The 12,720-nt window shown below is 53.2% G+C and carries 15 protein-coding genes and 3 pseudogenes; all 18 read right to left on the bottom strand.

Features of this window, described 5'->3' with window-relative positions; genetic code table 11:
- Positions 1 to 12: 12 nt before the first annotated feature.
- A complete protein-coding gene (locus HA45_RS09370) occupies positions 13 to 438 on the bottom strand; it encodes a tail fiber assembly protein (RefSeq protein WP_100702704.1) in 426 nt (141 codons plus the stop codon).
- Positions 439 to 1,067: 629 nt separating this feature from the next.
- Positions 1,068 to 1,300, bottom strand: a pseudogene (locus HA45_RS09365) (gp53-like domain-containing protein); the annotation flags it as partial.
- Between the two features lie 3 nt (positions 1,301 to 1,303).
- On the bottom strand, positions 1,304 to 1,885 hold the full coding sequence (locus HA45_RS09360) for a YmfQ family protein (protein ID WP_100702703.1): 582 nt from the start codon (positions 1,883 to 1,885) through the stop codon (positions 1,304 to 1,306).
- Positions 1,876 to 2,942, bottom strand: a pseudogene (locus HA45_RS09355) (baseplate J/gp47 family protein). Before HA45_RS09355 ends, HA45_RS09360 begins: the two are co-directional and overlap by 10 nt.
- Positions 2,935 to 3,348, bottom strand: coding sequence for a phage GP46 family protein (locus HA45_RS09350; protein ID WP_100702701.1), 414 nt, complete (start codon positions 3,346 to 3,348; stop codon positions 2,935 to 2,937). Before HA45_RS09350 ends, HA45_RS09355 begins: the two are co-directional and overlap by 8 nt.
- Positions 3,345 to 3,902 (bottom strand): phage baseplate assembly protein domain-containing protein, encoded by a 558-nt coding sequence (locus HA45_RS09345; RefSeq protein WP_100702700.1) that lies wholly within the window; start codon positions 3,900 to 3,902, stop codon positions 3,345 to 3,347. The genes HA45_RS09350 and HA45_RS09345 overlap by 4 nt, the downstream gene beginning before the upstream one ends.
- Complete coding sequence (locus HA45_RS09340; RefSeq protein ID WP_100702699.1) at positions 3,902 to 4,975, bottom strand: phage baseplate assembly protein; 1,074 nt, start codon at positions 4,973 to 4,975, stop codon at positions 3,902 to 3,904. Before HA45_RS09340 ends, HA45_RS09345 begins: the two co-directional genes overlap by 1 nt.
- Positions 4,972 to 6,300, bottom strand: a complete 1,329-nt coding sequence (locus HA45_RS09335) for a DNA circularization protein (protein WP_100702698.1) — start codon at positions 6,298 to 6,300, stop codon at positions 4,972 to 4,974. Before HA45_RS09335 ends, HA45_RS09340 begins: the two co-directional genes overlap by 4 nt.
- A gap of 36 nt (positions 6,301 to 6,336) precedes the next feature.
- Positions 6,337 to 8,170 (bottom strand): annotated as a pseudogene (locus tag HA45_RS09330) (phage tail tape measure protein).
- 84 nt (positions 8,171 to 8,254) lie between these two features.
- Positions 8,255 to 8,578, bottom strand: a complete 324-nt coding sequence (locus HA45_RS09325; RefSeq protein ID WP_100702735.1) for a phage tail assembly protein — start codon at positions 8,576 to 8,578, stop codon at positions 8,255 to 8,257.
- 2 nt (positions 8,579 to 8,580) lie between these two features.
- Positions 8,581 to 8,937 (bottom strand): phage tail tube protein, encoded by a 357-nt coding sequence (locus HA45_RS09320; RefSeq protein WP_100702696.1) that lies wholly within the window; start codon positions 8,935 to 8,937, stop codon positions 8,581 to 8,583.
- On the bottom strand, positions 8,937 to 10,433 hold the full coding sequence (locus tag HA45_RS09315; protein ID WP_100702695.1) for a phage tail sheath subtilisin-like domain-containing protein: 1,497 nt from the start codon (positions 10,431 to 10,433) through the stop codon (positions 8,937 to 8,939). Before HA45_RS09315 ends, HA45_RS09320 begins: the two co-directional genes overlap by 1 nt.
- A complete protein-coding gene (locus tag HA45_RS09310) occupies positions 10,433 to 10,621 on the bottom strand; it encodes a DUF2635 domain-containing protein (protein WP_100702694.1) in 189 nt (62 codons plus the stop codon). Before HA45_RS09310 ends, HA45_RS09315 begins: the two co-directional genes overlap by 1 nt.
- Before the next feature lie 3 nt (positions 10,622 to 10,624).
- Entirely contained in the window at positions 10,625 to 11,185 is a 561-nt protein-coding gene (locus tag HA45_RS09305; RefSeq protein ID WP_100702693.1) for a phage tail terminator protein, read from the bottom strand.
- Complete coding sequence (locus HA45_RS09300) at positions 11,182 to 11,688, bottom strand: hypothetical protein (protein WP_100702692.1); 507 nt, start codon at positions 11,686 to 11,688, stop codon at positions 11,182 to 11,184. The genes HA45_RS09305 and HA45_RS09300 overlap by 4 nt, the downstream gene beginning before the upstream one ends.
- The gene (locus HA45_RS09295; protein WP_100702691.1) at positions 11,681 to 12,070 is read right to left on the bottom strand and encodes a phage head closure protein; all 390 of its coding nucleotides are present in this window, start codon (positions 12,068 to 12,070) and stop codon (positions 11,681 to 11,683) included. The genes HA45_RS09300 and HA45_RS09295 overlap by 8 nt, the downstream gene beginning before the upstream one ends.
- 1 nt (position 12,071) lies before the next feature.
- On the bottom strand, positions 12,072 to 12,401 hold the full coding sequence (locus HA45_RS09290; protein ID WP_100702690.1) for a head-tail connector protein: 330 nt from the start codon (positions 12,399 to 12,401) through the stop codon (positions 12,072 to 12,074).
- A gap of 9 nt (positions 12,402 to 12,410) precedes the next feature.
- Positions 12,411 to 12,716 carry a DUF7210 family protein gene (locus HA45_RS09285; RefSeq protein WP_240629235.1) on the bottom strand — a complete coding sequence of 102 codons (306 nt, stop codon included), beginning with the start codon at positions 12,714 to 12,716 and terminating at the stop codon, positions 12,411 to 12,413.
- Positions 12,717 to 12,720: the final 4 nt, after the last annotated feature.

Here is a 12,720-nt window from a genome sequence, read left to right as displayed (position 1 = left end):
CGGGGCTTTCAGTTACGCAGGCTGGTCAGGCCATGTGATGTCATCGGCAGTGTTGGCATCAATGCGATTCACAGCCACGCGATACTGTTTCCATAGCTTAAGTGACGATGTTTCTGCGTCAGTCGCTTCATCCAAGTCCACAGCATCCTGAAGTGGTGCAATCGCAATCGTTGCCTGTGCAATTAAGCTGGCTTTGGTCGATACATTATTGGCTATATTTTGCTGATTCTGCGCCTCTATTTGCTCATCAGTAAGAGGGGGAACAGCAAATTTAGAACCATCATAACTCCATCCGATTGAAGGTTGATTACCTTCGCCGTCTGGTATTTCCGCGTAAGTTACACCTTCACCAAAGTCAACCGGTGAAACATCCGGACCATCCCATACGATCGTGTTAGTGACGGTACCATCTTGAATAAGTGCGTATGATTTCGTCATTATGCCATCTCTCTTAGTATGCAAAGGCCTGGACCACCAATATTGCCTGCTTTTGCTGTAGTGTCTGATGAAATAGCTCGGCTACCACTTCCCCCTGCCCCGTTACCAGCTGAATCTGGGCCAGATGAACCAACAGGAGTAGCACCACCAAGGCCGGGTGAACCACTGGTGTTGTTAGACAGATACCCCGGGGCACCTGCCTGTCCTCTGGATTTAGCAATCACTGTGACTGATGATGAAATAGTCGCTTCAGCAGGAGAATTTGCTCCTCCTGCGTTAGTTGCTGTAGTTGACGTTGAGTAACCACTTCCAAGACCGCCGGGACAGACAACCAGTGAGCCGAAAGATGAATTTCCACCTGCTCCGCCAGTGCCCCCACCTGATACACCGGCCACCCCTGGAATACCGATTGTTACAAGAACGCCAGACGCTATTAAAGAAACGGGTATTCTGAACTTAACCCAGGTTCCTGCCGACGCCCCCCCAGCTATCGCAGCAGTACTTCCTGAGTATGCTGGCACTCCCGCGCTACCTCCCCCGGGAGCATAAAGCTCAACTTCAACATATTTAACCAGTGATGAACTGGGAGTATATGTTCCTGTTGCTGTCATTACGATTGGCGCGCCAATTTGACGACCTGTAAATAAGGCTCTCATGGCCGTTAGCAACTGCGAGTTCGTATCTTTTTTAGTGTAATTCCAGCGGCTTCAATTACACCTGCAAGTTCTTCCTGCAGGCTATCGAAGTAATCCGCATCAAGCGCTGTAGGCAGGACGCCGGTTTGTGGGTTGCCACCCGTGAAGCCATTTTTACCCGAGCCGAATTTGTCCACCTGAGCAGTAGACGTGTCAATACGATGCATGGATTACTCCGTGTATAAAAAGATTACGTAAGTGTGAGACGGGGCAAGCTTGTTGAGCACGCACTCAACCACGGTTTCGCCCCATGAACGGATTGAATCAGTACAATTACTGATGCAGATCATAGGGCTGATTTGAGCTGCTGCAGGGATGTTTACGCGCCAGTAATATCGCCATTCATCGCTATATAAGGATTCTGTGCAGTCAGATACACAGGTGAAACTACTTTTGGGATATCGCGTTATTGTCGCTTCGGTATAACCCAGCGCATCCAGCTGCGCGCGATAAAAAGCTTCGTTTATCCCACCAGCAAGATTTACTTTCGCATCTAAACGCTGGCGGCGCTGCTGAAGCGTTTGTGTGCCTGCTGGCGTGCAACTGTCGGGAAGCCCGGTAATACCTTCGTAGCGATCTATGAGTTCGGTAACGGAACGTGGGTCGATCTCCAGCATCAGTGCGTCAGCACGTTGATGTGCGCGAGACATAACCGGAGCAAAACCCTGCAGCAACGGGTCTTCAGCATCCCACGCTGGCCCACGCGGCAGCAACGCGCCCAGCATCTGCTCGTACTGCGCTGTCAGGTCCATGTGAAGTCTCCCACTACTCCCACTTCACCTTTTGCGATTGGCACCTCATCTGCCGGGCTTACGAGAACGTGGCTGTATTCACCGGTCGCCAGGCTGATGGCTTCACTGATTCGGGACGGCTCAAGCGCGCCCTCAGGTACACCATCTCGGAGATTCATCGCTCTGATCTCCGCCTCTACAGCCAGCCTGATATCTTCAGTGTCGGGCGTGAGGCGGATGTGATAATCAACGACATGAGGGGTTGCGGCGAAAGCGTAAACGTCCGACCCTGCTATCGGGGCAAGCGGTTCAATATGTGCCTGGACGGCAGCCACAACAGCGGCATCCGGTATCGGGTTATAAAGGTCGCTGTTTGCAAGCATGACGCCCACCGTTCCGCGACCTGCCCAATGCCGGTAGGTCCATGCACGGGTTACGCCAGATACCTCTTTCGCCCACACCTCATAATCGGGATCTGCTCCACCTGCGGGGTGTAATACCAGCGCTCAATAATTCTGGCGCGCCATACCTCAAGGTCTTCGATATCGGTGCCGCCCTGAATGGTATCTGCCACTCCAGCTGAAGCCAGCCCAGTTACCGGACTGGTAAGGCGCATTGTGATACCGTCATCAGTATTGCCGGTGACGCCTGCCGTATCGCAGGTGACTGGCACACGAAGCACGCCACCAGAAGGCGTAGCGCTGGCAGTAGTGGTGAATGACACCAGATCATCACGCTGGATGGTCACACCAGCAGCAATACCGGTAGTACCCGTTACGCCATCCCAGCGAACATAGCCACTTGCGTAAGTAGCTGCCTTGCGCGGTGCTCGCTTCATGTTCCCATGGCGGATTAGCCAGTCTTCATCGGCAAGGTCGGCAAGAAGATTGCGGGCGAGATAGTCGATATAGCCATACACGGTATGGACTGAGGCAGCCAGAACGCGGCTGTAGACCTCGGCGTCTGTGCGGCGTAATTCTGCCAGCGTTGAATCAGCCGCGAGGCGTGTAAGAATATCGCTCCGTACTGCGGTGATCAGCTGCGGGAGTGTCGGGCGGGAATATCCGCTATCAGCCATTAAGTTCACTCCATAAATCATCAAAGGTAAGCGTCAGGGTTGTGCCGTCCTGTTTCTTAATAACCGTAGAAGCTGACAGTGCATTGATGCCGAGCCTTTGTGCGGTGACATCCACACGCGCGGCCACACCATCAGTCGTGAGCCACTGCAGCGCTTCTGCGATGTACTCACGGGCTTTAAGCGGCGTCTGGTTTGTAAGTTTTGAGCGCTTAAGTAAATAAAGGCGGGAGCCGATCCGGTCATTCTGAATAGTCGGGAACGAGTCTCCCCACCAGCCATTGACCTCTTCAGGCACGTCGTCTTTTCCTGCTTTTCTCCAGGTGAAGAGGGAGATGACAACCGCGCGGGTTAGCGGGTCGGTTAACTCGTACACCGCCTGCTGCTTACCATTTATTGTGAGGATCATGAGCTATCCATTTGTTGCAAGGTTGCGTCCGTTGTGCCGCCACCGTCCCCGTTTTCTTTGTGCTTGTGACCGTTGTAAGTCACGCGCATCTGAGCCATGGAGACGCCGCCAGAGTCACAGTTGTCGGTGATGTTTCCGGTTGCCTCAATGTCCATTTCAAAACGGGCTTTTGGGGCATTTTTGAGCGTGATGAGTTTCCCTCCACCATCAACAACAATTCCTGTTCGTGTAAGTGTTACCGACTTGGCCTCATCGTCATAAATGGCAACCTCACCGCCCTTCAAGCCTTTAAGGCGATAACGCCGATCCGCCACCACCAGCACGACGCCATGAGAGCGATCGCCATCAAAGTAAGCCGCAACTGCTTCCGCGCCGCTCAATGCCGCTGACGTAAAGCCATAGGGCTCAAGATGTTCGATATCGTTTTTTCCTTCACCGCCTGGCATACTGATTTCCAGCATCTGGCACTTACTGGCGGTATCGATACCACGCAGCACCGCTCTGGCGAGAACATTTGAAATAGCCCGATTAATCGCATCAAGTGGACCAGCCATCAGAAATCATCCTCCACTGCTGCTTTCTTCTTACGCTTGCCGGACTTAGCAGGCTCAGGGAGATAAGCGTCGGCAGGGCCAACTCGTAGCTCACTGATGGTGCCGTTTTCATCCTGCTGATAGGTCACCTCCGCGATCACCATTTCACGGTTATCAAATCCTAGGACGGGATCGAATACGTTCACCAGCATGTTGGGCTGCCACAGCTTTCCGTCTCCCTGATGCCAACCCTGAACGGTGTAAGTCACCTCGTCAGTTTTGGCAGCACGCTGGCGCATTTCAAACTCGCTACGCTCTGCACAGGTTGCTGAAGTGGCATTACCTGTCTGCCTGACCAGAAGCGGCCTGTAGCGGGCAATACCAGTGTCTGTTGCCGAGCCCCGAATAGCCGTTGTGGTTGCTTCGCCAAAATCATCATTGTTTCCGGCACGCATGCCTGACACCTGGTAGCTACTGAAGCGGTCTTTAATGCTCTGCTCGCTGTCGCAGGTCAGGATATTTTCGCCCAGCACCAGTGCGGTGGTGGCTTTTACAGTGCCGATCCCGCCAATGACTAAATCCCCCGCTGCGTTGTCATAGGCCAGCGCCTGCTGCAGTCCCAGCATCTTATTCAGCACATCCATAACGGATTCGCCCTGGTCGGCCTGCACGCCCTGCAATACGCCAGACACGCCGCCCGCATCCACAACGTTAATGCTGAAAGGTTTGGCAAGGTCAGACGCAACCTGAACGATTGAACGTCCGTTGTACTGCGAGGGTGAGGCCGAACAATCAACGAGGTCGGATGTTTTACTGCGGCCAACGATACCCATTGAAATGCTGTTAGCGTCATACCGCACGGGCATTGCTTCCACCCATCCGGTGATAACCAAATCGTCACCGATCAGCACTTCAACCTTGTCGGCCTTTTTAATGCGGCTGCGACGACTGACCTGTGATTCGTCACCCGGCCATGAGCGTGTAATCTGAACGTTGAAATCTCTTGCGATACGTTCAATGCCTCCGGCAATGCGGACAGAGGTCCACCCGCCCCACTCACGGCCATTAACGCGTAGAAGTACGGTTGTATTCACTGGACGGGCACTCTGAGGGTTTTTACCGGAACGAATCCGGGGTGCCGGATGGCATTGCGCGCGGTGATGTCATATTCACGCCCGGCATCGTCATACCAGTCAGCAGCAAGCACTACTGCAGGTAAAACTTCGGGCGGGATGCGTTCAACCGTTCTTGAGGTTTGTTCAAGACGTGCCGTAATATCTTCATTCAGCGCGGTGCGTACCTGTCGAAGCGCAAGGAAAAGTCCGTCATCGGTTACGCGGATCATCTCCTGATCGATGGCGGTATTTAGCGTGTCGCGAACTTCGGTTAAATCATCCCAGGACGGAACCGTGTCAGTTGCTGTGGAAGTGGTTACCCCCACGGCTGTATCGTCTTCCAGCACGTCATTAACTGCAGGGTGCGAAACAATGACTGTCGCTGACGCCTGTTCTACCGCATTCGTGCTTGATGATGCGGATTTGGGAAGGCTCGTTACCGTATTCACTGCCTCGCTCAGTGCCGACGTGCGAATAGCCTGCGCCACGTAATTTCGCTGCTCTGTTCTTGCCTGCGTGCTGGCACTGTCTGTTTTCCAGACTCCACGCGGGGCAAGTCCTGTATCGAGGGTAATACCGCTGAGGCCTTTGACCATTGAGATAAGGTCTGTGACATTACCGCTCAGCTTTGTACCGGCTCGCCACATAGTCTGAAGCTGATTTACAAAGCTCATGCCACTGGATGGCGGCATCAACAGCACGGACAAATCCCCCTGCAACAAACGGGATGCTGCGCTGATACCTGAATCCACGTACTGCATGGCGTCAGTTACGGTATTGAACATCTCCGTTGCATCATCCAGCAGGCCGTTTTGCGTGAAGTCTGGCAGACCATCAAGCCCAAACGCTTCAAATGCCGATGACAGGAAATCATCCATTAGCGCTGCGGCACCAGTAAGCTTCATCCCTGTTGCAATACCGGCTTTAGGGAATGACAGTTCGCCCGACTCGATGAAGCTGAAGCTGACTCGGCACATGCGGCCTTCGTCTTTGGTGTGGCTTACACGCACTTCATCCGTAACAGTGACGGTCATTTCGCCGTAGAACGGATGAACGAGCGTGCAACTACCGGGCTTTTCAACCGCCTCGATCAGCCTATTTCGCTGTTCAAAATAGTCATCGCCGACCAGATACGCCTGAACGCTGAAGCGCCGCGTTGCACGCCCCATATCTTCTGCCCATGGCTTATCGCGGTTAGGGTATTCATGAACCTGAACACGGCGTCCGAAAGTAGCTTCATCCTCATCGACTTTGAAAGGCACGCCGCGCAGTGAGGCATCCTGCAGATTATCAATCCAGCTCATGCAATCTCCGGGCAATAAAAAACCCGCCGGAGCGGGTTACTGGTTTGAGAAGCGGTTATATCCGACATCATAGTTAAGCCAGGGTAGTGAGTTACCCGCTGGCGCAACTCGCATGCCGGGCGGCGCATTATCGAATGTTACCTTCAATTCGCCCTGCTGTGGGCGAGAAAGCGGAACCGCTGACTGATAGCCTCCGCCGCCCTGCTGATTGTTGTACCAGCCTCCCGCATTCCAGCGGTTCTTCAGGGATTGCCAGAAGGATGTTGTGCCGTCCTTTTCAGTAACTGCATCAGCGATATCATTTAGTTTTTGAAGATGTAAATCGCAACGCCAATGGACACCGTCAAAGCACCGAGTGAAGCTATCTGCGCCAGCACGCCGGAAAGTGAAGTCGCTGTTGTAAGCGCGGTTTTCAGAGTGCCAACGGTGCGGATTGTGAATACGCCAGCCATGACGGCACTGATACCTTCAATCGTGCTCTGCCATCCACCCATCGCTTCAACGACATCATTCACGTCTTGCCATACTGCTTTAACAACCGGCCCAACCTGATCCCAGTTACTGACAATAAGGCTTCCACCCAGTACCAGCAGCGAGACCAGTTTGCCCATGGTGGACATCTTCAGCACGGTTTCAAACATTTTCACTGCCTTGACGGCAATACCAACAGCAGAGGCTGTGCCAAGCAATGTGAGGCCAAACTTAAAGGTGCCGCGAACCATCTCGGGGTTAGCTTTGGTGAACTGCCTGAACTGTTCAACCATCGGCTGAACCTTCTGAGTCAGCCTGACGATATCTGGCAGGAACATATCTCCGATGGTTATGCTGGCAGCGTTGAACTGATTCTTAAGCAACTGAACAGAGTTCGCCGTCGTAGCCGCGCGCGACTCATATTCCTTCTGCATCGACCCTGCATACTGCTGCGCATCCGCAACACGATTGAAGTTGGTGCGCAGTAAGTCCAGGTTCGTCAGCAGAGGTGCAATCGCACCAAGCGACTCTTTGCCAAACAGCGCATTCATGACCGCTGCCTGTTTGTCTTTTGGCACCTTAGCCAGAGAGTCCAGCACCTTAAGCATCGCGGCGCGTGAATCCTTCTGCATGTCAGCCGCTAACTGGCCAGGATCAATCTTTATAAACTTCAGCGCTTTCTTCTGTGATGCCGTGGCTGACTTGCCAGAGGTAAGGGAAAGCATGAAGTTTTTGATGCCCGTTGCGGCTATCTCAGACTCCACGCCCATACCCGCGATGGTTGCGCCCATCGCGGCAATCTCACCGGAAGCCACACCAGCAACACCACCCAAAGGACCAATGCGGGTGACGATATCGGAAATCTTTTGTGCATTAGCCGGTCCAGTGTTGCCCAGGTAGTTAATTTTATCGGCGAGAACCACCACGCCATCCTGAGTCATTTTGAAGGCGGTTCGCCATTGCGCCATCATCTGGCCTGACTCTTCTGCAGTCTGGTCAAATGCCACGCCCATCTTCACCGCATCGCTGGCGAACTGCATCAGGTCTTTACGCGCAATACCTGACTGACCACCAGCCGCAACGATCTGAGCAATGCCGTTTGCAGCCATTGGCAACTGAGTCGAAAGCTTGAGTACGTCCTCACTCATCTCTTTAAACTGCTGTGGGGTGTCGAAGTTCACGACCTTGCGAACGTCTGCCATCTGCGATTCAAAATCCATCGCCTGGCTGATTGGCACTGCAAAGGCAGATGTCAGCGCGACGCCCATAGCCGCCGCATTGACCATGATATTTTTGGCTTCTTTTTGGAAGCCTTTGAGGTTTTGCTCATCCCCTTCAGTGGACCAGATAACTGATCCACTGCCGTGATGATCGCCTTCAGCTGAAAACTATCTGCCACGGTTCATTTCCTCAGAGATGCGGACAGCCTCAGATTCCATTTCAAGGAACTTGCTGAGGCTGACATTTTTTAACTCAAGCGGATTTATGCGCCAGAAGTGGGCTGTGTTGTAGAGTCGCTTTCTGAACCCTCCGCCGCTTCCGACCCCGTAAAAAAACCAACGATTGTCATTGAAGCCATAAATACATCCTTGAGCGCCAGTTTCGCAGCCGAAGAACGCGGGATAGCTGCAAGCACCGGGATGTATTTCAGCGTGACGCGGGAATCCAGTTTCATTTCACCGGACTCGTTGTAGCTGAAAGGGATGCCGAATTGCTCAACTTCGTCGTAAGTGGGCTCGCGGATTTCCAGCACATGAAGCGTCTCATTTGCCGCCACAATGGGTTTAGTCAGTACCAACTCTTTCACTGTCACTGGTAAAATCCTTCTGAACCGTGGAATTCAAGGTCAACCGTACCTTCTTCGGCATTGTGATTGGCCTCACCAAACAACCAGGCTTCGGTCAGGACATACACCTGACCATTCGCCAGCTCAGCAGTACCGGTCATGTTGTCGGACTCTGTGATTTTGCTGAGAGGGAAAGTCTTCGGTACCTTGAAAGTGCCTTTGATGTAAGGGGCACGATGTGTTTCTTTACGATCAACATCACCAGCAAGCCCGATCAAATCATCGTTTACCTTGGTGTTCATCGGCACTTCAATGCCACCCGTCAGCGACAACTGAAGCCCGTCGAGTTTGAAATACGTGGTACCAGCAATACGGGCCATTATTCGCTCTCCTCGCTGTATTGCAGACGGAACTGATTAACCAGAGCAAATACACGCAGCTGATTAACGTAGTCAGGCGGGAACAGCACATCAACGCGGTTTGGATTATCCGCGTTGCGCTCCACCACCAGATAGGTTTTGAACAGGTCAAAGTTTTCAACGATGGCTGAACGCTCCATCTGCTTGTAGACCGAGCACATCTCACCTTTGATAACCGCTGGCGTCACCACCGCCTGGCCATCACCAAAGCGGGTGCCGTCATTAGCCAGTTTATGGCGCGGGTACTTGGAGGTGATAACGCTCTTCAGTTCGCGCAAAACGTAAGCGCTGGTATGCAGCGTTTCACTGTCCAGATAGCTGTCATCAGACACGCCGTAGCTGTTCTGCTGATAGGTTGTGATATCGCGCTGAATACGCAGCACACCGCTTTCGGCATAGGCCATTGCAATACCGTGCGTCAGCAGAGACTGCTGCTCTGAAAGGATGAAGCGGCTCCCCTTCGGTGCCGGCAGTGCACCGGTCAGCTCTCCGGTTTGCGTTGGGCGCGCCGGATCGTTGCGGATAAATACCGCGTTGCGGGCGGTGCGCATCGCTACAAGCTCATCGCAGGCTGTCTGCGTGGCCACTTCATAACCCGCAACGGTGATGTGCTGGTTATTCATGGTATCGCCAAAAGCAACCAGGTCTGACAATGTGCCAGTTTTGGCCGTGTATACGTGGCCATACAGCTGACGCGCATAGCTCCAGCGTCCCGATCCATCATTCATTTCCAGCGCCATAGTGGCGAGAGATGCCGAATCGCTGAACGGTAGACCAATGAAATCAAATGGCTCATCGCCCATTGCCGCAATGGTGTCGGTAAGGTCCGGTGAACCGGTACCGCCAGACAATGCGGTAATGGTCACGGTAATGCCGTCCGGTGTAGTTTCACCGCCCACCGTGCCGTAGTAGTTCATCATCAGCGGAATGTCATTCCCGGTCAGGCCTTTGTGGCGCGCTTTCACTGCCACTGATCCGTCAGTGACTGTTGCAGTAACAGGCAGACTGGCATTCGCGTTGATAGCAGCTGCCAGCGTGGTGGCAACGTCAGCAGCCTCATCGCCAATCACCACGGCGGCCTGCACACGTTCAACCCCGATATAAAGGCTGAGCGTACCTGACGCCTGAGCTGTGCCTGCAATGACTACCGAGCCTGCTGCCTGCGCACCTGTAGATTCACCCACAGCCAGAATCCACAACTCACCAAAGGGATCGATGGCGCGATAGCGCTTGACCATACGGTGTAACTGGCTACCGAAGCCACAAATTTTCCCGGCAAGATCAGCAGAGGGCATGATAGTGAGCGTGTTTTTTACAACCGTTGCCGTGGTCGCCACGGTACCGATTAGCAGTGCCGGGCTGCTTGAACTCGCGCTGTTTGCCTGGCTGGCATCCATCTCTGCCCAGAACAGCGGCACGCGGATATCAGAAGGTACCTGATTAAAGCTGACAGTCATCACTCGCCACCTTGTTTAGTTGCGTCTTTTGCAGAAGCCTTTGTTTCTGCTTTGACTTCCGTAACATCCCCAGCCTTAATACGGCGGAGCCAGTAGGTACTCATTTCGACGTTTCGCCCTTCTTTGGGCAATAGGTCGCCACGGGCAGGATCAGGAACTGATCGCCCGGCTACAGGTTTTAGTTTCATTGGTTACTCGCTGAGGTTGACCTGAAGTTTGTGTTCGATCATGCCGTCTGGTTTCTGATCTTTGCCGATAAAGTCCACGTCGACATCGATTTCTCTAAAATCATCCAGAGCATTGAGATCGTCATGCTGGCGCGTCAAATCTTCTGTGATTTCACGCGTCAGCATGAATTCATACTGGTAATAGAGTCGTCCACGGTCCATATCCAGAAGCTGACCGCCGGAATAAGCCACCGGGCCCGCGTCTTCATCCGGTTGCCAGCCCAACAGCGCCTTCCAGATTTCACCCCGCACGTCATGCACCGCGTCATAACCTGATGCCTGACCGCGTTCGTCGCGGGTATTGTCCAGTACAACGACAACCGCAAACCCTTCAGTGACGTTCTGCCAATAATCGGTCAGTGACTTTTGTTCGGCAGTGATGTCTTCAGTCGGCACCACGTAGGCTGCCGGAAGTTTCATTTTTCCGGTCTCAGGAATGGCTTTGAATTCCGCCGCACCAGCCACGTTGCCCGCAAAGCGCGGACATCGCGCGCGAAGCGCAGCTATCACAAGAGACAGCTTCATTTCTTTTTCCTTTCAGGCCTGAGTGAGGTACGTAGCGCCCTGCTGAGTACGTAACGCGTCCAGCTTTTGCGGGATTCAAGCACCTCCGCCATATAGTTCTTACGTGGTGCAATACGCCAGCCGTTGCCGCCAGACTTGCCTTTATGATGGCTTTTACCGCGTTTCGCCCCGCGCCGGACACCGTAAAACAGGAAGGCAGGATAGAAATCGCCTTCAATGAGCCTGTTTCCCTCACCCCGCTTCTGGTTTGGCGCAATGCGCACCATCAGGCCAGGACGGTTTTTGGATGCGCGCGGAACGTAGTAACCGATTGAGCGAGCCAGCCTGCCAGTGAGGTATGCAGGACTCTCACCCGGCGATGAACGCCCACGGCTCATCACCATCCGGCGTGCATCACGCATGTGCACCTGGCCTATTTTTACAAAGGCCTTCCGCATTTTGGCGCGATTAAAAACAAGTTCTTTCGGCTGGTCGAAATCGACGTGCAGCAGAGGCTTATCCATACATCTCTCCATCGCGCTCTACCGCACCCAGCTCTTCGCATTCCATCAGCAGGTAACGGCCAGCGGAGTTAAGATCACGAAGGCGCTTAACCCGGTAAATATTGCCGCCATAAACCACCTCAAAATCTGAAGTAATGCCCTGGCGAAAGCGGATCGTAATGTAGTGGGTGATGATGTCATCAGCCTGAATGGATTCGTGATATGTGGTAGCCCCTACCTGACGGACCTTTGCCCACACATCCTTTTCATTCTGATAAACCGGCTCAACGCCATAATCCGCCGCCGCATGATCTATACGCTGCCGTAAGTGGATGCGCTTATTAAGTTCACCGGGATCGGGTAGCGTGAATACAGCGCTAGTATTTGATGACCGTAACTGCATATCAGTACCCCGACACAGGCAGGCGGCGTGAATAAAGAAGGAACTCAAACGCCTGCGGCGTTTCTGTCATCTCCAGTTCAGACACAGAACTACGGTGTTCGTACCAGTGACTGACCAGCATCAGGATGGCAAGCCGGATGTCTTCTGTGATCACCATGCCGTCAGTATCAAGCGGGGCAATGTCGGCAATTGTTTTATAGAGGTTGCGGTTGAGGTAGGTCACCGCCTTCGCTTCAGCAGCCAGAGCAAAAAGCTCAAGAAGCTGATCCTCTGCAGTGAAATCGCTTTCCAGACGGCACTGCAATTTGATTTCTTCGAGCGTCAGCAGCATGACCAGGCCTTATTTTTTAGCTTTTTCCTTTGCTTCAGCTTCTGCTTTGGCTTGCGCTTCAGCAGCGGCTTTAGCCTGGGCCTCTTCTTCAGCCTTGGCCTTGGCTTCAACTTCGGCCTGCGCTTCGGCTTCTGCTTTGGCTTGCGCTTCAGCAGCGGCTTTAGCCTTTGCATCTTCACCGCCTTCATCATCGACTGGGCGGGCATACTTAAGCTTGATGAGTTGTCGACCGTGTTGCTCATCCGTTTCAATGGTTTGGCCTTCAGTTACAACCACACCCTTGAAATAATTCGGCTTTAACAGAATCAGTTTCATGAAC

The organism is Pantoea rodasii, assembly GCF_002095465.1.
GTDB lineage: Bacteria > Pseudomonadota > Gammaproteobacteria > Enterobacterales > Enterobacteriaceae > Pantoea > Pantoea rodasii.
The sequence above is the reverse complement of the archived record's forward strand: the minus strand, read 5'-3'. Positions and strand labels throughout refer to the sequence as shown.

Excerpts from the sequence above, each read along its gene's own strand:
- HA45_RS09370 (WP_100702704.1), bottom strand. The coding sequence starts at position 438 with ATGACGAAATCATACGCACTTATTCAAGATGGTACCGTCACTAACACG.
- HA45_RS09360 (WP_100702703.1), bottom strand. The coding sequence starts at position 1,885 with ATGGACCTGACAGCGCAGTACGAGCAGATGCTGGGCGCGTTGCTGCCG.
- HA45_RS09350 (WP_100702701.1), bottom strand. The coding sequence starts at position 3,348 with ATGATCCTCACAATAAATGGTAAGCAGCAGGCGGTGTACGAGTTAACC.
- HA45_RS09345 (WP_100702700.1), bottom strand. The coding sequence starts at position 3,902 with ATGGCTGGTCCACTTGATGCGATTAATCGGGCTATTTCAAATGTTCTC.
- HA45_RS09335 (WP_100702698.1), bottom strand. The coding sequence starts at position 6,300 with ATGAGCTGGATTGATAATCTGCAGGATGCCTCACTGCGCGGCGTGCCT.
- HA45_RS09320 (WP_100702696.1), bottom strand. The coding sequence starts at position 8,937 with ATGGCCCGTATTGCTGGTACCACGTATTTCAAACTCGACGGGCTTCAG.
- HA45_RS09315 (WP_100702695.1), bottom strand. The coding sequence starts at position 10,433 with ATGACTGTCAGCTTTAATCAGGTACCTTCTGATATCCGCGTGCCGCTG.
- HA45_RS09310 (WP_100702694.1), bottom strand. The coding sequence starts at position 10,621 with ATGAAACTAAAACCTGTAGCCGGGCGATCAGTTCCTGATCCTGCCCGT.
- HA45_RS09305 (WP_100702693.1), bottom strand. The coding sequence starts at position 11,185 with ATGAAGCTGTCTCTTGTGATAGCTGCGCTTCGCGCGCGATGTCCGCGC.
- HA45_RS09300 (WP_100702692.1), bottom strand. The coding sequence starts at position 11,688 with ATGGATAAGCCTCTGCTGCACGTCGATTTCGACCAGCCGAAAGAACTT.
- HA45_RS09295 (WP_100702691.1), bottom strand. The coding sequence starts at position 12,070 with ATGCAGTTACGGTCATCAAATACTAGCGCTGTATTCACGCTACCCGAT.
- HA45_RS09290 (WP_100702690.1), bottom strand. The coding sequence starts at position 12,401 with ATGCTGCTGACGCTCGAAGAAATCAAATTGCAGTGCCGTCTGGAAAGC.
- HA45_RS09285 (WP_240629235.1), bottom strand. The coding sequence starts at position 12,716 with ATGAAACTGATTCTGTTAAAGCCGAATTATTTCAAGGGTGTGGTTGTA.